At 71.3% G+C, this 16,618-nt stretch carries 20 protein-coding genes; 15 read left to right on the top strand and 5 right to left on the bottom strand.

The features are described from left to right. The first annotated feature begins 30 nt into the window (after positions 1-30). From V6N00_RS10890 to V6N00_RS10865, 6 genes are all read left to right on the top strand, one after another. Positions 31-474: a hypothetical protein gene (locus tag V6N00_RS10890; RefSeq protein WP_334232313.1), complete on the top strand. Its 444-nt coding sequence runs from the start codon at positions 31-33 to the stop codon at positions 472-474. Beyond that, positions 467-964, top strand: a complete 498-nt coding sequence (locus V6N00_RS10885; protein ID WP_334232312.1) for a hypothetical protein — start codon at positions 467-469, stop codon at positions 962-964. Before V6N00_RS10890 ends, V6N00_RS10885 begins: the two co-directional genes overlap by 8 nt. A 209-nt stretch (positions 965-1,173) precedes the next feature. After that, positions 1,174-1,461, top strand: coding sequence for a hypothetical protein (locus V6N00_RS10880; protein WP_334232310.1), 288 nt, complete (start codon positions 1,174-1,176; stop codon positions 1,459-1,461). Between the two features lie 41 nt (positions 1,462-1,502). Further along, entirely contained in the window at positions 1,503-2,396 is an 894-nt protein-coding gene (locus V6N00_RS10875) for a hypothetical protein (protein ID WP_334232308.1), read from the top strand. A gap of 42 nt (positions 2,397-2,438) precedes the next feature. Then, entirely contained in the window at positions 2,439-4,631 is a 2,193-nt protein-coding gene (gene ligA / locus V6N00_RS10870; protein WP_416385074.1) for an NAD-dependent DNA ligase LigA, read from the top strand. Continuing rightward, positions 4,631-5,512, top strand: a complete 882-nt coding sequence (locus V6N00_RS10865) for an inositol monophosphatase family protein (RefSeq protein WP_334232304.1) — start codon at positions 4,631-4,633, stop codon at positions 5,510-5,512. Before ligA ends, V6N00_RS10865 begins: the two co-directional genes overlap by 1 nt. A gap of 3 nt (positions 5,513-5,515) precedes the next feature. Here V6N00_RS10865 and V6N00_RS10860 read toward each other — a convergent pair whose 3' ends face one another. Together V6N00_RS10860 and V6N00_RS10855 are read right to left on the bottom strand one after the other, a co-directional pair. Then, positions 5,516-5,938, bottom strand: coding sequence for a hypothetical protein (locus V6N00_RS10860; RefSeq protein ID WP_334232302.1), 423 nt, complete (start codon positions 5,936-5,938; stop codon positions 5,516-5,518). A gap of 27 nt (positions 5,939-5,965) precedes the next feature. Then, a complete protein-coding gene (locus V6N00_RS10855) occupies positions 5,966-6,109 on the bottom strand; it encodes a hypothetical protein (protein ID WP_334232300.1) in 144 nt (47 codons plus the stop codon). A 153-nt stretch (positions 6,110-6,262) separates the two neighbouring features. On the opposite strand from V6N00_RS10855, the gene V6N00_RS10850 reads away from it, so the two are divergent. Genes V6N00_RS10850 through V6N00_RS10840 form a run of 3 tightly spaced genes read left to right on the top strand, consistent with a single transcriptional unit; the run spans position 6,263 to position 8,766 of the window. Further along, complete coding sequence (locus tag V6N00_RS10850; protein WP_334232298.1) at positions 6,263-7,468, top strand: DUF6226 family protein; 1,206 nt, start codon at positions 6,263-6,265, stop codon at positions 7,466-7,468. 9 nt (positions 7,469-7,477) lie between these two features. Beyond that, on the top strand, positions 7,478-7,969 hold the full coding sequence (locus V6N00_RS10845) for a DUF2087 domain-containing protein (RefSeq protein WP_334232297.1): 492 nt from the start codon (positions 7,478-7,480) through the stop codon (positions 7,967-7,969). Next, complete coding sequence (locus V6N00_RS10840) at positions 7,966-8,766, top strand: type 1 glutamine amidotransferase (protein ID WP_334232296.1); 801 nt, start codon at positions 7,966-7,968, stop codon at positions 8,764-8,766. Before V6N00_RS10845 ends, V6N00_RS10840 begins: the two co-directional genes overlap by 4 nt. Here V6N00_RS10840 and V6N00_RS10835 read toward each other — a convergent pair. After that, positions 8,732-9,394, bottom strand: coding sequence for an MBL fold metallo-hydrolase (locus tag V6N00_RS10835; RefSeq protein ID WP_334232295.1), 663 nt, complete (start codon positions 9,392-9,394; stop codon positions 8,732-8,734). The two genes, V6N00_RS10840 and V6N00_RS10835, sit on opposite strands and share 35 nt — an antisense overlap. A gap of 138 nt (positions 9,395-9,532) precedes the next feature. Between V6N00_RS10835 and V6N00_RS10830 the strand changes: the two genes are divergently transcribed. Continuing rightward, positions 9,533-10,159, top strand: a complete 627-nt coding sequence (locus tag V6N00_RS10830) for a GlxA family transcriptional regulator (RefSeq protein ID WP_334232294.1) — start codon at positions 9,533-9,535, stop codon at positions 10,157-10,159. A gap of 148 nt (positions 10,160-10,307) precedes the next feature. On the opposite strand, the gene V6N00_RS10825 is transcribed toward V6N00_RS10830, so the two are convergent. Next, positions 10,308-10,931 carry an NAD(P)-dependent oxidoreductase gene (locus tag V6N00_RS10825; protein ID WP_334232293.1) on the bottom strand — a complete coding sequence of 208 codons (624 nt, stop codon included), beginning with the start codon at positions 10,929-10,931 and terminating at the stop codon, positions 10,308-10,310. Between the two features lie 139 nt (positions 10,932-11,070). Between V6N00_RS10825 and V6N00_RS10820 the strand changes: the two genes are divergently transcribed. Both V6N00_RS10820 and V6N00_RS10815 read left to right on the top strand, forming a co-directional pair. Further along, a complete protein-coding gene (locus V6N00_RS10820) occupies positions 11,071-11,283 on the top strand; it encodes a hypervirulence associated TUDOR domain-containing protein (protein ID WP_334232292.1) in 213 nt (70 codons plus the stop codon). 248 nt (positions 11,284-11,531) lie between these two features. Further along, complete coding sequence (locus V6N00_RS10815; protein WP_334232291.1) at positions 11,532-12,152, top strand: hypothetical protein; 621 nt, start codon at positions 11,532-11,534, stop codon at positions 12,150-12,152. A 29-nt stretch (positions 12,153-12,181) separates the two neighbouring features. On the opposite strand, the gene V6N00_RS10810 is transcribed toward V6N00_RS10815, so the two are convergent. Beyond that, the gene (locus V6N00_RS10810; RefSeq protein WP_334232289.1) at positions 12,182-13,078 is read right to left on the bottom strand and encodes a cytochrome c oxidase assembly protein; all 897 of its coding nucleotides are present in this window, start codon (positions 13,076-13,078) and stop codon (positions 12,182-12,184) included. 150 nt (positions 13,079-13,228) lie between these two features. Between V6N00_RS10810 and gatC the strand changes: the two genes are divergently transcribed. Genes gatC through gatB form a run of 3 tightly spaced genes read left to right on the top strand, consistent with a single transcriptional unit; the run spans position 13,229 to position 16,571 of the window. Further along, positions 13,229-13,528: an Asp-tRNA(Asn)/Glu-tRNA(Gln) amidotransferase subunit GatC gene (gene gatC / locus V6N00_RS10805; RefSeq protein WP_334232288.1), complete on the top strand. Its 300-nt coding sequence runs from the start codon at positions 13,229-13,231 to the stop codon at positions 13,526-13,528. A gap of 38 nt (positions 13,529-13,566) precedes the next feature. Next, positions 13,567-15,072 carry an Asp-tRNA(Asn)/Glu-tRNA(Gln) amidotransferase subunit GatA gene (gene gatA, locus V6N00_RS10800; RefSeq protein WP_334232731.1) on the top strand — a complete coding sequence of 502 codons (1,506 nt, stop codon included), beginning with the start codon at positions 13,567-13,569 and terminating at the stop codon, positions 15,070-15,072. Next, a complete protein-coding gene (gene gatB / locus V6N00_RS10795) occupies positions 15,069-16,571 on the top strand; it encodes an Asp-tRNA(Asn)/Glu-tRNA(Gln) amidotransferase subunit GatB (RefSeq protein ID WP_334232286.1) in 1,503 nt (500 codons plus the stop codon). The genes gatA and gatB overlap by 4 nt, the downstream gene beginning before the upstream one ends. Positions 16,572-16,618 lie beyond the last annotated feature (47 nt).

Here is a 16,618-nt window from a genome sequence, read left to right as displayed (position 1 = left end):
CCAGGCGGATGCCGGTACCCGGGAGGGCGAGTGCCGAGTAGCGGTGGCCATCTGCTCACCGGCGCGTACGGGACGTATTCCGGCCGAAGGCGCCGACTGGTCAAGGCGACGCCGTCACAGGGCGAGTACGTCGTCGTGGCGGACGGGCACGGCCGGGCTGAGTCGGTGACGGTGAACGAGTCCGAGGTGACCGACGTGTTCTCCGTCCGGGTGACCAGTTCGTGGCGCGGTTGCGAGGTACTGGTCCACGAGGCCCTGGGAGAGGGCCGGTGGGAGGTGGAGTTCACCGATGGCGCGCGAGCGTGGGCCGCGGGTGCTCAGCGACTCCCGGGCATCGACGGCGATCCGCACGATCGCCTCACCGGATGGATGTCGACGGACGACCTCGCACCGTTCACGTCTCACGTCCAGCGGTACACAGGCCGTTCCTTCGCCGGCGAACCGGAGGAGCGATGGGAGGCCATCCGTGGTTGAGCAGGTCCGGCGGCGGCGATATTTCCTGCCGGACGGGCAGCTGACCACCGAACAGTTCGCGGAGTATGGAGGACGGGTCTTCCGGGCCGTCCGTGCCAGGGACGACGACACGATCATTCTCTGGGGCGACGACGACGAGGCGCCAGGTACAGAGTGGTCACGATATTCCTTCGGTGCTGCGCTTCGAGCATGGCGTCGGGCGGTCGATGCACGAGAGGTCGACGCCTTCTTCGGCCACACCCTCTGGGCCTGCCTCGACGGCTATCGATTCGAGGTCGGCCCGTACTATCCCGAGGACGACACCGTCGCGTTGCGTGGTGGCGTACCCGTGGACACCGCTCCCCGAGGCGCCGCAGCCGCGTTCGACCTGTACAACCATCCCTATCTCCAATCCCACGAAGGGGGCGCCTACTTCACCGGTGAGGTCCCTCTGGAAGAGCTGAGCGACTTCGCATCGGAGAGCCAGGATCGTCGGAAGCGGGATCGATGAGGACGACGCGGGACGGCCGCCTTCTGACGGGCGCCTATGGCGCCTGGCGGGGAGAACGCCACGCGTTGCTCGGGCCTGAGCCCGATGGAGGGAAGTTGTGGCTGCTCCGATGGAGCCATGATCCGTTGCCATCACCGTGGAAGTCCGCACGTCTGGGTGGAGAAGCTCCGATCCGCTTCCGTCATCAGTTGAGCGTGGAGGCCACCGAGGTGAGCGACATCGTCACCGTCCAGGTAGTGGGAAGGTGGCGCCAGTGCGACGTCATCATCAGCGGCGAGGCGGAGGATGACGGCTGGAGCGTTCAATTCGCGAGCGCCCGGGAGGCTTGGGCGCACCATGCTCACCACCAGCCGGGTATCGACGGCGACCCGTACGACGTCGTCGAGGGCGTCCTGCCGAAGACCGACGTCGCCGACGTCGTGTCGTTCGTGCAGCGGTATGAGGGCTCGAGCTCCAGCGAACCGGAGGAACGCTGGGAACACGGACCGCTCGCGTGACCCCGCCCGCCCCGTAGGGTGAAACCACCGACCGTGCCCGCATGACGAGAGGAAACACCACCGTGGTCCTGCAGAAGGTGCTCTATCCCGCCCTCCGCGACGAGTTCCTGTCCGGCCGACTCCAGCGCATCGGCGGGTTCGTCCTGCGTGCGCAGGACGCCGTCGCCGCGCAGACCCCGGCCCAGCTCCACGAGGCGTTCGCGCTCGGCTACCCCGGCTCGCCGTACGACCCGAACGCTCCCTTCGTCGATGTCATCCGCTTCCAGCCGCCGCGCGGCCCGGTCGCCCACGACGCGGTCACCCCCGCCGTCGTCGACCACCCGCCCTACACCGGCACCGGTTTCGCGCCCTGGCCGGATCACGTCGCCCCCGTCTACCTTCTCGACGAGACGCCGCTGCCCGCCGGCGCGGAGATGTGGCGCGTGTCCGCCGACGGCTCCGAGGACCTGCTCGCCATCCACCCCGACGTGGCCACCGGTTGGTTGCAGGTCGCCGGCGGGGAGGAGGTCCCGCGGGTGCCGATCCTGCCGTCCACGCTCGCGTGGCACGCCATCTGGCAGGGCCAGGACTTCGTCGCCGACGTCACGAGGGACGGCATCGTCCTGCTCGCCGCCGAGCAGCTCGAGGGCTTCGAGGCCACCCGTGGCCCGGCCTGGCGCCGCGTCGTGCCGGCCGAGGAGGTCACCGACGTCTTCCGGATGCGGCTCGAGTGCCGTTACCGGGGCCTGCCGTGCGTCGTCACGGACAGCGGGCAGGACGAGACCGGCACCGTGCTGCGCCTCGCGTACGTCGGGCACGACGCCGAGTTCGCCGAGGGCATGAGTCTGCACAAGCTCGACGCCGGCTGGTACTGGACCGCCGCCCGGCAGGAGGAGATCGAGGGCCTGCAGGGCATCCAGGAGCGCTTCGAGGACCTGCCGCACGCCGACGCCTGACCGGCTGATCCTCGACCGCGTGCCTGCTGTTCGGTCGGTGGGGTGGGGCAAGATGGAGCCGTGAGCACAGAGGCGGAGATCCCCGAGTCCGAGGCCCCGGCAGACGAACTGCAGCGCGAGTACGACGAGACCGTCGACGCGATCCGCAGCGCCCGCGTCGCGTACTACACGAACGACGCGCCGACCCTCTCCGACGCCGACTACGACCGGCTGTACCGGCGGCTGGAGGAGCTCGAGGCGTTGCACCCCGAGCTGCAGACCAACGACTCGCCGACGCAGGAGGTCGGCGGTGAGGTGTCGGCCGCCTTCAGCCCGGTGACGCACCTGCAGCGGCTCTACAGCCTCGACGACGTCTTCTCGCTCGAGGAGCTGAGGGCCTGGTTCACCCGCGCCGAGGCCCAGGTGGAGCAGCTGCACCTGCCCGCGCCCGCGTGGCTGACCGAGGTCAAGATCGACGGGCTGGCCGTGAACCTGCTCTACGAGAACGGCGTGCTGGTCCGGGCGGCGACCCGCGGCGACGGCGTCACCGGGGAGGACATCACCGCCAACGTCGTCACCATCGAGGACGTGCCGCGTCGGTTGAGCGGGTCCGACTGGCCCGAGCGGCTCGAGGTCCGCGGCGAGGTGTTCATCCCCAGCGCGGACTTCCTCGTCCTCAACGAGCAGATGGTCGCCGACGGGAAAGCGCCGTTCGCCAACCCGCGAAACTCTGCTGCCGGGTCGTTGCGGCAGAAGGACCCGAAGGTCACGGCCTCCCGGCCCCTGCACGTCTACGTGCACGGCATCGGCGCCCGCGAGGGGTTGACCGCCACCACCCAGTCGGCCACCTACGACCTGCTCGCCGGGTGGGGCCTGCCTGTCTCGCCCTACACGAAGGTGTTCGCCACCTACGACGAGGTGCTCGGCTTCATCGAGCACTACGGGGAGCACCGGCACGACCTGTGGCACGAGATCGACGGCATCGTGATCAAGGTCGACGACCTGGACACCCAGCGCCGCCTCGGCCACACCTCCCGGGTGCCCCGCTGGGCGGTGGCCTACAAGTACCCGCCGGAGGAGGTCAACACCAAGCTTCTGGACATCCAGGTGAACGTGGGCCGCACCGGCCGGGTCACCCCGTACGGCGTCATGGTCCCGGTCAAGGTGTCCGGCTCCACCGTCGAGATGGCCACCCTGCACAACCAGGACGTCGTCAAGGCCAAGGGGGTGAAGATCGGCGACATCGTCGTCCTGCGCAAGGCCGGAGACGTCATCCCGGAGATCGTCGGGCCCGTCGTCGCCCTGCGCGATCAGCAGGACCCGCCCGTGCGGGACTTCGTCATGCCCACCCACTGCCCGTCCTGCGGCACGGAGCTGGCCCCGGCCAAGGAGGGCGACGCGGACATCCGCTGCCCCAACGCCCGGTCCTGCCCCGCCCAGCTGCGCGAGCGCGTGTTCCACGTCGCCGGCCGTGGGGCGTTCGACATCGAGGCGCTGGGCTGGGAGGCGGCCATCGCGCTGACGGCTCCCGCCGAACCGGCGACCCCGCCGCTGACCACCGAGGCCGACCTCTTCGATCTGACGCCGGAGAAGCTCGCCGACGTGCGGATCGAACGCGAGAAGAAGGTCAAGGGCGTGGCCACGGGCGAGACCGAGCTGGTGCCCTACTTCTTCACGCGCGGCACCGCGAAGAAGCCTCCGGAGCCGACCGCGAACACCCGCCACATGTTCGAGGAGATGGAGAAGGCCAGGACCCAGCCGCTGTGGCGAGTGCTCGTGGCGCTGAGCATCCGGCACGTCGGGCCGACCGCCGCGCGGGCTCTGGCCGGGGCATTCGGGTCGATGGACGCGATCCGGGCCGCGAGCGTCGAGGAGCTGGCGCACGTCGACGGTGTGGGACCGACCATCGCCGAGGCGCTGACCGAGTGGTTCGCCGAGGACTGGCATCGGGAGATCGTCGAGACCTGGGCGGCTGCCGGCGTGCGGATGGCGGACGAGTCCGACGAATCGGTGCCACGCACCCTCACGGGCCTCACCGTCGTCGTCACCGGGTCGCTGGAGAACTTCAGCCGCGACGAGGCGAAGGAGGCGATCCTCAGCCGCGGTGGCAAGGCCGCCGGCTCGGTGTCGAAGAAGACCGACTACGTGGTGGTGGGGGAGAACGCCGGCTCGAAGGCGGACAAGGCGGAGCAGCTCGGCGTGAAGGTGCTCGACGAGGCCGGATTCGAGACGCTGCTCGCCACCGGGGAGGCCTGATGGCCGTGGACCGTTCCCCGGATCGTGAGTCCGTCGACCTCGACGAGCTGCTGGCGACGGCGCGGCGGGCCGCCGCGGCCGGCGCCGCGGTGCTCGCCGGGCGCGACGAGCGGCGGATGGAGGCCACCACCAAGTCCTCTGATTCGGACTGGGTGACGTCCTTCGACCTGGCCGCCGAGCGGGCCGTGCGCGCGGTGTTGACCGACGAGCGGCCGGACGACGTCGTCAGCGGCGAGGAGCTCGGGACGTCCGGGTCCGACGCCGGGGCGTCCCCGGCAAGCACGACGGGGCTGCGATGGTCCGTCGACCCGCTCGACGGGACGACCAACTTCATCCGCGGCATCGTCTACTACGCGACGTCGGTGGCGGTCGTGGCGGCGGACGGGCGGTGGCTCGCCGGCGTCGTGCACGCCCCGGCGCTCGGGGTCGAGTACTGGGCTACCGCCGGGCGGGGCGCCTGGCGGCGGCAGCTGACCGACGACGCCGAACGCGGTCGACCCGCGCGCCTCGGCGGACCGGACCCGGAACGCCCCGGCCGGTTGCTCGCCACCGGGTTCTCCTACAACGGCACCTCACGGACCCGGCAGTTCAACGAACTCGAGGGCCTGATGAGTGCGTTCGCCGACGTGCGGCGGCTGGGCTCGGCCGCCCTCGACCTGTGCCTCGTGGCGGACGGCACGCTCGACGCGTTCCGGGAGAGCGGCCTGCACGAGCACGACTGGGCCGCCGGCGCGCTGATCGCGCAGGAGGCCGGGTGCTGGGTGCACCGGCCCACAGCTTCCACCGCACAGGCCGACCCCGACGACCAGTGGCGCGAGGAGGGCATCACGGCGGCGACGAGCCGGCACGAGGCCCAGCGCCTGGACCTCGACCTGTCGTGAGGCTCAGCCGAACGCGACATACCGGCCGGCCTTGCCCGGCTCAGCGACCTCGAACAGGGGACGCAGGTCGGTGCGGCCGAGCAGGGCCATCTGCTGGTCGAACCGCTGGCTCGTGACGAACACGATGCGCGACAGCCGCCAGTCGTCGGCGAACCAGGCACGCAGCGACGTGAGCAGGCGTTCGTCGAGGTGCGTCTGCATCCGCGACCGGCGGACCCAGAAGTAGACCACCGCGTCCACGTCGCCCCAGGCGGCCTCGCCGACGGCAGCCACGGTGGACCTCAAGAGGAACGTGGCGGTCGTCGGGAAGATGTACACGCAGCCGAGGCACGTGACGTCCTCGGGATCGACCACGGTGTACGTGAAGGCCCGACGCTCGGCGTGCCGAGGCGCGAGGTCCTCGAGGTCCTGCCGGTTCGCCTCCACGGTGAAGTCGTCCGCCGGCCAGGTGGACTATTCCCACCGCCGCAGGTTCTCCCGCGTCTCCATCACGGCGTCGTGGTCCCGGGCGGCGTCGTCGACGGTGATCGGTCGCAGGACGAACTCGCTGGTGCGCAGGACGGCGGGAATCCGCTGATCCGCATCGGTGATCGACATCGGTGCCTCCTCGACTGTCCTGGCCGGGCGTGCCTGCGCTCGCAGGACGCTCGCAGCGTGCTGCCTCGGTCGCGAATCTACGCCACCGCGCGTCGGTGGGGTGTGCTCCCGCCGGCGCTGAGGACGCGGGACGCTGACCGCTACGCTGCGGTCATGATGTCCGAACGCGCCGTGTTCGCGGGCCCGCCCCTGCCGCTGCCGGGCGCCGATGAGATGCCTCGACGATGGGCGGAATACCGACCGGAGTCGGAGAGTCCGACGGCCGTGCATCACGCCGTCGGTTACGACGCATTCGTCGAGCTGCTGAGAAGCCGCGGTCACGGCGTTCGCGAGCTCGCCCGGCGTCCCGACCTGCTCCTTCCGGTGGTCCGTGACCTCGCCGGGCTCCTCGCGGCGGACCCGGTGCTGCGCCGCAGCGCCGCCATCTTCTGGGGCAACGCGATGGTTGCCACCCGAGGGAATGCCGCCTGGCAGCCGCAGCCGGGCGACGGATCGATGGTGGGGGACGGTGGACGCGGCATCAGCCCGTCCACGCTCATCGATCTACTCGTCGGCGTCCGAACCGCGGCGGACGCCGGAGTCAGTGCGGAGGACTTCCCCGCGCCGGAACAGATCGTCGAGAAGGCGACCGAGCTGCTGCATGGTTGGACCACCGACCCGCCGTGGGTCGACCCGATCGCGGCCCTGCCGCAGCCGGCCGTGACCCCGGACCTCATCGCGGCGACGGCCGGTTACCGACGCCCCGCCGCCGTGGACGTCGCCATCGTCGAGGATGCCCGCCGTTACCCGCCGCGAGCGATGGGGGCGATGCCGCGGGAGGACGAGTATTCCGTGGCGACGCATGTTGAGCGTTACCGCCCCCTGCACGACGTCGCCGATGCGTTGGTCGCGTACCTCGTCGCGACGTTCGCCTGCTCCGTCCGCGACGCAGGCGGCGAGCCCTTGGGACCTACCGCTCGCGGTGTCGCGACCTCGCACGCGACCCTGCGCGACGTCATCGTCAGCACCGGCATGTCCGACCGCGCCGAGCTGCGCTTTCGCTTCACCGATTACCCGTCCGTCGTCCTCAGAGCGGGAGTGTTCACCGAGATCCCGGCACCGACCTGCGGCTGCGACGCATGTGACGAGTCACTGGAGCACGAGGTCGAGGGGCTCGAGTGGACGGTGCTGACCGTGGCCGGAGGGGGGTTCACCGAGCGGTTGAGCCGGGACGGCACGGAGCGGACGACCCGTCTGGTCGGGGCGGACCGGTCGTCCAGCGGAACATCGTTCGACCACGTGCCCCCGGCCGACCTCGACGCGGTCCTCGCGCGGTTGGCCGTGGTGCCCGGGGGCTGGCGGACGTGGCCGCGCCGTTAGCATGGCGCCATGACCATGTCCGACGACAAGGCGACACCTGTGCCGTGGCAACGGGTATTCGCCGCCCTGGCCAATGACAAACTGCGCCTCGCGTACGGACTCGCCGTGGTGCACGGGGTGGACCGGCTCGACGAGCGGGAGACCCGCAAGTTGACCGGCGCCGGGCTGCTCTCGACGGGTTCCGACGGCGCGACCGCCGTCGACGGCTCCGTGTTCGCCGCCGCCCTCGCGGCGGCCGCCACACCGCAGCCGACCGGCGTCGACCGGTTCTTCCACGAGGGGCGCATCACCACCGTCCCGCGGCGGACGGAGGACCGCGACGAACTGCTCGGTCACCTCGCCGTGCGCCTGTTCGGGGCGGAGGACGTCCTGACCGAGGGCGAGGTCAACCGGCTGCTCGCCACCGTCACCCGCGACGTGCCGTCGCTGCGTCGCGCCCTCGTCGACTTCGGGTTCCTCACCCGCGAGACCGACGGCAGCCTCTACTGGCGCAGCGCATGACTGCCCCCGTCCTGGTCCTGGTGCACAACGCCTGGGAGGGCCCCGGCCTGATCGGCGACGCCGTCGAGGCCGCCGGTCTGGCGCTGGTGGTCCGCAACCTGATCGACCGGCCCGAGGACGACCTTCCCGGCGTCGCCGAGCTCGCCGGCGTCGTGCTCATGGGCGGCCCGATGGGCGCCACCGACCACGACGCTCATCCCGGGCTGGTACGCGAGGCCGACCTCGTCCGGGCGGCCGTCGACGGTGGGCTGCCCGTGCTCGGCGTGTGCCTCGGCCACCAGATCATCGCGACGGCCCTCGGCGCGGACCTGCATGCCGGCGCCACGCACGAGGTGGGGCTCGCGTCGGTGCGCTTCACCGACGCTGCGTCGCGGCCGGAGCTCGGTCTACCGGCGGGGGAGGTCCGCGTGCTGCACTGGCACGGCGACAACGTCGACGCGCCCGACGGCGCCGTCGTCCTCGGCGCCTCGGCGGGGTGCCCGGTGCAGGCGCTCGCCGTCGGGTCCGCCCTCGGACTGCAGTTCCACCCCGAGCTGACCCCGGCGATGCTCGACCGCTGGCTGGAGGAGCCGGAGATGCGGGCCGACCTTGCCGGCCCGGGTGAGGACGCCGACGTCGCTGCCGCTGCCCTGCACACCGCGTTCGCCGAGGAGCACCCGGCGATCGCCGCCCGGTTCTCGCCGGTCTTCGCGTCGTTCGCGCGCCGGTGCGCGAACGCCCGTCAGGAGGCCGCGACAGCTGATACGCCGCCCGGAGGGACCGTCACCGGTCGCCCCCGGCCCGCACCCGGCCGATGATCCGGTTGATCCGGGACCGGAAATCCTCCCGGGTCGTGACTGCCAGCGCGGGACCGTCGTCCGAGGTGCCCCACGGCACCAGCACATCGACGTCGAGTTCACGGATCAGCGCGAGACTGGCGAGGTAGTCCGCGCGCAACCCGCGGTCGAGAACCACGGCCTTCCACTCGCCGTGCTCGATCCAGACGAAGTCGCCGGTGAAGAGTATCCGCCGGCCATCGTGGGTCCAGAGGTAGCACGTGGTGCCCGGGGTGTGACCGGGGGTGGGGATCACCTCGAGGTCGTCCTCGATCAGCTGTCGCCGGTCGAAGACGCCGGCCACCGGCAGGGCCCGGGCGGTCTCTGCCCGGTCGCGCTCGTGGACGAACACGGGCACCTCGAGGCCGGACGGGCCGTACATGGCCTCGTGGCCGTGGTTGATCAGCAGCCGACTCGGTTGCCCGAGCGTGCGGATCGCCGTCGCGGCCGTCGTGATGCCCGGAGAGTTGTACACGATGACGAGGTCGTGGGCTCGTTCGAGCAGGAAGGAGCGCACGCCGACGTCGGCCTGGTAGGGCAGGCGGGCGGTCGGAGTGGCCATGAGGCCGTCGACGGGGGTGGCGAGGAGGGCGGTGTCGGACGTGGTCATGGGGTTCCTTTCGCTTCCGTATCGGTGAGGGTCGTGCGGACGCCGGCGTGACACGGCGCATACCCCCATCCGGACGTGAGATGTCTCACGCTACGGAACCATCGTCGTACGGCCACGGCCGGGCCGACCACGCTGTCCGTGCCGCACCGCCTCGGCCGGCTCGTCGAGGCGGACACCGTCATCGTCCCCGGGCGGGCGGACCCGAGCCTTCCCCTCGATCCGGGGGCCGTCCGGGCCCTGTACGACGCGGCGCAGCGCGGCGCGCGGATCGCGTCGATCTGCGTCGGGGCACTCGACCTCGCCGTGACCGGACTGCTCGACGGTCTCCGGGCGACGACGCGCTGGCGGGCCGTTGCGGCCGCGGCGGCCCGCGGCGCCGTCGTCCCCCTCACCCGAGACGCCGACCAGGCGCAGTACATCCGGGACGATGAGCTCGGCTCCGCCGGACTGGCCGCGACCCTGGCGTGGATCGGGGATCACGCGGCCGGGCCCGTGACGGTGACGGACATCGCCCGCGCCGCCGCCGTCAGCACCCGCACCCTCAACCGCCGATTCGCCGATGAACTCGGGACGACCCCGAGCGGCTGGCTCACCCGCGCCCGGGTCCGTCGCGCGCACCGCCTGCTCGAGACCACCGACTGGTCGGTCGACCGCGTCGCGGACGCATCCGGCTTCGGCTCCGCCGCGAATCTGCGTGCCCGGTTCGGCTCGCTCGTGGGCACGAGCCCGACGCGCTACCGCACGGCGCTCGGCGCCCCGCGCTGACGCGCGGACAGCGGGCGCGCCGGGTTCGGCGCGGCGACCCGGTCGTCGGCCTCGCGTTGCAGGGGGGGGCGTTCCTGCCGTGAGTGGTGGGACCGTCACCGCCTCACCGGGAGTACCTGTCCCCCCCTGCGGGACGGGTACTCCCGTATCAGCCGTTGGCGACGGTGACGGCGGTGCGCAGGTGCTCGTCCCGCGTGAGCTCGGCGACGAGGAAGTCGGCCAGATCGCTGCGGGTGAGCGAACGGGTGCGGTTCTGCGAGCCCTCCGGGTGGACCCGGATGTCCCCGGTGGCGCGGCCGTTGGTCAGCAGGGCCGGCCGGGCGATGATCCAGTCCACGCCACTACGCCGCACCGCCGCCTCCATCGCGGCCTTGTCCCGCATGGCGCCGCGCAGGAACGTCGGCAGGAACACGCGCAGGACGGGCGCGACGGCGGCCATGCTGTCATCCACGCCGACGGACGAGGTGACGATGAGTCGTCGGACGCCGTGCCGCTCCATCGCCCCCATGATGGCGACGGCCGTCTCGGTCTCGAGCGTGGTGCGTCGCCAGGGGACGGCCGAGCCGACGGTGTCGATCACCGCGTCCTGACCCTGCACCGCCGCGTCGACGGCGTCCCGGTCCTGTGCGTCCCCCACGACCAGGCGTGCTCCATCAGGAGAGGACTCCGGCTGCCGATGGACGAACGCGGTCACCTCGTGGCCGGCCTCCCGGGCTCGCGCAACAGTGGGCCGGCCCGTCTTCCCGGCCGCTCCGACGACGAGAACCTTCATGACGTCACTCCGTTCTCGAGCCGATTCCGCGATCGACGAATCTCCTCGTCATTCTCGTGCCGGACGCTGGCGCTGAGAAGGGGCCCATCGCCTCCGCAACCTCTCGATATTCGAGACAGCTACCTACTAGGGTGGCGTCATGAGCGAGAAGAACCTGCGCAAGGGCGAGAAGGTCGAGTGGCAGAGCCACGGTCAGACGGTCGAGGGCACGGTGAAGAAGAAGATCACCGAGGACACCGAGGCGGCCGGCCGCACGGTGCGCGCCGACAAGGACGATCCGCAGTACCTGGTGGAGAGCGAGAAGTCCGGGAAGGACGCCGTCCACAAGCCGGAGTCGCTCGACAAGGCCTGACGGGCACCGCGCACTTCAGTACTTGCCGATTGCCACATTGCTCGTTGATTGCCCCGTTCTTCGCGGCATTCAACGAGCACCGAGGCAATCGCGGAAGAACTGGCCGTCCGTACCGGGTCGGGACATGCCGCCGGGCGACGAGAGTGCACTCCCATCGCATCGCCGCTGGTCAGGAGCTCGAGCCATCTGGTCAGTGACCGCGACGGGTGACTGGATGTCGCCGGGGGCCGCTGACGGGGGAGTGCGCGATGGGGCGGGACGACGGAGACAGGCGCGACCGGGCGAGCGCGGACGGCGACGGCCCGGACGACGGGGATGACCCTGTCCTCCAACCGGACGGCAGCTTCCGACGGCCGCCGTCGCCTCGCGGTGGCGTCCGCGGCGTCATCGACGACCTGTTCGCCGGTCAGACGCGGATCGATCGGCGGCTGTCGCTGACGCTCGTCGCCGGCATCGTGGTGGTCCCGTTGCTCGTGGCGGTGTTCGTCATCGGGTTCCGGCTCAGGGCCGCCCTCGCTCTCCTCTTCGCGCTGATGGTCTGGGCCGCGTTCCTCCTGGCTCCACTCCTGCGGGCTGTGCGTCAGGACATCCGCCTTCGCCGTGCGGGCCGTCGCGAGGGTATCCCCACCGCCGTCACTGCCGTGATCTGCCTGGGAGCGATGCTGCTGATGACGCTGCTCGGCAACTGGCTCTCGCCGGCACGAAGTCTGACTGATGCGTCCGACGTGCTGCTGCTGGTGCTGCGCGGGACCCTCGTCGGCGGCCTGGTGGTGGCGGCGATTCTCGGGTTGCAGCGGATGGAGAAGCGCCTGCATACGCCCCGGGAGGACGGCGAGCGGACGGGGCCGTCGGACGACGCCCGCGACTGACTCGGTGCCCCACCCGCCCGTGGCCGGCGTCAGCGCTCCGGCGGCGCGAACCGCTGATCGAGGTGCGCCTGCGAGAGCTCGGCGAACTCGTCGTCGGACAACTCGTCCCAGGACCGCGCCTCCGTCGCGTCCGTGCGGGAGAAGCGGACGAACATGAGGATGATCAGCGGCAGGTCGATGATCTCGGCGATGAACCACAGGCTGTCGCCGGCGATCTGCTGGTCCCGCAGCGGATTCGGGAACCACGGCAGGGGCGCCCCGGTGCTCAGGTGCTGGTCGAGGACCTGGCCGCTCAACCGCACGACGACGCCGGGGATCGCGTCGAGCAGCAGTTCGGCGAAGACGAACACGAACTCGAGCATGAGCAGGCCGCCGACGCGGGCGAAGAAGGCCTCCTCGGTGTTCGGCAGGATCATCAGCAGCCCGACGACGGGTACCAGCACCGTGAGCACGGCGCCGATCGCCGGGGACGTGCGCATCGTGTACGACCACGGCGTCACGAAGGACATGAACAGCACGAACCCGATGAGCGGCGCGAGGATCGGGTTGCTGACGAGGCGCATCGGCCTGCTCGTGGCCCAGCGCTCGAGTCGTCCGCGTCCGGTGGGCCCGAGGGCCGCGCGGGCCAGCGTGAGGGGCCGGCCGATGCTCACGAGGATCGGCACGAGGAACAGGTAGAGGCTGAGCTTGACCGCGAAGGCCCAGCGCAGCGTCGGGCCGTAGACGCCGACGAAGCCGCAGCTGAGCACGACGAAGGAGCCGAGGCCGAGGACGACGAACGCCAGCGTGCGCCAGAGGGGCCAGCGGCCGCCCGCGCGGTGGACGCCCCGCAGCCCGAGCCCGTACCCGACCGCGGCCAGGACGACCAGGATCAGGGCGACCGGGTCGACGGTCCAGGAGGAGAAGAGGACGGGCAGCGGCGGCATGGGCGGAACTCGGATCTGGAGCGCGGGCGTGGAGGGGCCCACGGGTCGGCGGGTCCGAGGGCCATCTTCCCACCGCCGGCTGCGACGGGCATCAGCGGGCCGCCGTAGGATGGACTGCGGAAAACCCACCCGTGTCCCATGAGGAGGACTGTGGCTCAGATCAGTCGTGACGACGTCGCCCACCTGGCGCGACTCGCGCACATCGAGATGTCCGAGACGGAGCTGGAGACCATGACCGGCGAGCTGGCGGTGATCGTCGACTCGATCGCCTCCATCTCGCAGGTGGCCGGCGACGACGTTCCCGCCACCAGCCACCCGCTCCCGCTGTCCAACGTGTTCCGCGAGGACGTGGTGGGGCAGACCCTGACCCAGGAGCAGGCGCTCTCCGGCGCCCCCGACGAGGAGGACGGTCGCTTCAAGGTCCCGGCCATCCTGGACGAGGAGCAGTGAGCGTGAGCGCCGACCTGATCACCCTGACCGCCACGCAGATGGCGGACAAGCTCGCCGCCGGTGAGATCACCTCCGTCGAGCTGACGCAGGCCCACCTGGACCGGATCGCCGCCGTCGACGGCGCCGTCCACGCCTTCCTGCACGTCAACACGGAGGAGGCGCTCGCCGTCGCCGCCGAGGTCGACGCCGCTCGCGCGGCGGGGGAGACCCTGCACCGGCTCGCCGGCGTCCCGATCGCGATCAAGGACCTCATCGTCACCGTCGGCCAGCCGACGACGGCGGGCTCGAGGATCCTCGAGGGCTGGATGAGCCCCTATGACGCGACCGTGATCGAGAAGATCCGCGCCGCGAAGCTGCCGATCCTCGGCAAGACCAACCTCGACGAGTTCGCGATGGGCTCCTCGACCGAGCACTCGGCGTTCGGCGACACCCACAACCCGTGGGACCTGGACCGGATCCCGGGTGGCTCCGGGGGCGGGTCCGCAGCCGCCGTCGCCGCCTTCGAGGCGCCCCTGGCGCTCGGCACCGACACCGGCGGCTCCATCCGCCAGCCTGCGTCGGTCACCGGCACCGTCGGCGTCAAGCCGACCTACGGCGGCGTCTCCCGGTACGGCGCGATCGCGATGGCGTCCTCGCTGGACCAGATCGGCCCCGTCGCCCGCACCGTCGGGGATGCGGCCGTGCTGCACGAGCTGATCGGCGGCCACGACCCGCGCGACTCCACCTCGCTGGCCGACCCGGTCGCCGCCTTCGCCGCGGCCGCGGCCGACGGCGACGTGAAGGGCCTGCGCATCGGTGTCGTCACCGAGCTGCAGGGCGAGGGCTACCAGGCCGGCGTGCTGGACCGCTTCCACGAGTCGCTGGATCTGCTGCGCGAGGCGGGCGCCGAGATCGTCGAGGTCTCCTGCCCGCACTTCCAGTACGCCCTCGGGGCCTACTACCTCATCATGCCGTCCGAGGTCTCCTCGAACCTGGCCAAGTTCGACGGGGTCCGCTACGGCCTGCGGACGCTGCCGACGGAGGGCCCGCTCACCATCGAGCGCGTGATGGCCGCGACCCGTGCCGCCGGCTTCGGCGACGAGGCGAAGCGCCGCATCATCCTCGGCACCTACGCCCTCTCCGCGGGCTACTACGACGCGTACTACGGGTCCGCTCAGAAGGTGCGCACGCTCGTCCAGCGCGACTTCGACGCCGCGTTCGAGCAGGCCGACATCCTCATCTCCCCGACGGCGCCCACGACGGCGTTCCGGCTGGGGGAGAAGACGGACGACCCGCTGGCCATGTACCTCAACGACGTCGCCACGATCCCGGCGAACCTCGCCGGTGTGCCGGGCCTGTCCCTGCCGAGCGGCCTGGCCACCGAGGACGGGCTGCCCGCCGGCATCCAGCTGCTCGCCCCCGCCCGTGAGGACGAGCGGCTCTACCAAGCCGGTGCCGCCCTCGAGCGACTGCTCGTGCGCCGCTGGGGCGGGCCCCTGCTGGACCGCGCTCCCGACCTGGCCGGCACCGACGCATCCCTGACCACCACCGGAGGCGAGAAGTGAGCACCGAGACCCTGGTTCCGTTCGACGAGGCGCTGGCGACCTACGACCCGGTCCTCGGGTTCGAGGTGCACGTCGAGCTGAACACGAAGACGAAGATGTTCTCCGCCGCCCCCAACGCCTTCGGGGACACGCCGAACACCAACGTCTCGCCGGTCGACCTCGGCCTGCCCGGCGTGCTGCCGGTGGTCAACAAGATCGCCGTGGAGTCCGCGATCAAGCTCGGCCTCGCGCTGAACTGCTCGATCGCGCCGTCGTGCCGCTTCGCCCGGAAGAACTACTTCTACCCGGACACGCCGAAGAATTTCCAGACCTCCCAGTACGACGAGCCGATCGCCCATGACGGGTACCTGGACGTCGAGCTCGAGGACGGCGAGGTGTTCCGCGTCGAGATCGAGCGGGCACACATGGAGGAGGACGCCGGCAAGCTGACGCACCTCGGTGGCGCGGCCGGCCGCATCCAGGGCGCCGACTACTCCCTGGTCGACTACAACCGGGCCGGCGTGCCGCTGATCGAGATCGTCACCAAGCCGATCGTCGGCGCCGGCTCCCGCGCCCCCGAGCTCGCCCGCGCCTACGTGGCCGCGGTCCGCGAGATCGTCAAGGGCCTCGGCATCTCCGACGCGCGGATGGAGCGCGGCAACGTCCGCTGCGACGCCAACGTCTCGCTCATGCCCAAGGGCGCCACCGTGTTCGGCACACGCTCGGAGACGAAGAACGTCAACTCGCTGCGCGCCGTCGAGCACGCCGTCCGGCACGAGATCTCCCGCCACGCGGGCGTGCTGAACGCCGGGCAGAAGGTCGTGCAGGAGACCCGGCACTGGCACGAGGACACCCGGTCCACGACGTCCGGGCGGCCCAAGTCCGACGCCGACGACTACCGGTACTTCCCGGAGCCGGACCTCGTCCCCGTGGTCACGAGCCGCGAGTGGATCGAGGAGCTGCGCGCCTCCCTGCCCGAGCCGCCGGCCGAGCGCCGCAAGCGCCTGAAGGCCGACTGGGGCTACAGCGACGCCGAGTTCCGTGACGTCGTCAACGCCGGGGTGCTCGAGGTCATCGAGGAGACCATCGCCGTCGGCGCCTCCGCCGCGGTCGCCCGCAAGTGGTGGATGGGGGAGATCTCCCGCCTCGCGAAGGCCCGCGACGTCGAGCCCACCGAGGTCGGCGCCACCCCGACGCTGATCGTCGAGCTCGACGCGCTCATCACCGAGGGGCGGATCAACGACAAGATCGGCCGCCAGGTGCTCGAGCACGCCCTGAACGGTGAGGGCACGCCCGCCCAGATCGTCGAGTCCCGCGGCCTGGCCGTCGTGTCCGACGACGGTGCGCTCGGTGCGGCCGTCGACGAGGCGATCGCGTCGATGCCCGATGTCGTCGCGAAGATCAAGAGCGGCAAGGTGCAGGCCGTCGGCGCGCTGATCGGCCCCGTCATGAAGGCCACCCGCGGCCAGGCCGACGCCGGCCGCGTCCGCGAGATCGTGCTGGAGAAGCTCGGCGTCTGACGCCGGTGTGAGTGCCTCACTGCCCCGCACCCGGTCCCGGGTGCGGG

This window comes from Tersicoccus mangrovi (assembly GCF_036881825.1).
GTDB classification, from domain to species: Bacteria; Actinomycetota; Actinomycetes; order Actinomycetales; family Micrococcaceae; genus Tersicoccus; species Tersicoccus mangrovi.
This window is presented reverse-complemented; position numbering and strand designations above follow the sequence as displayed.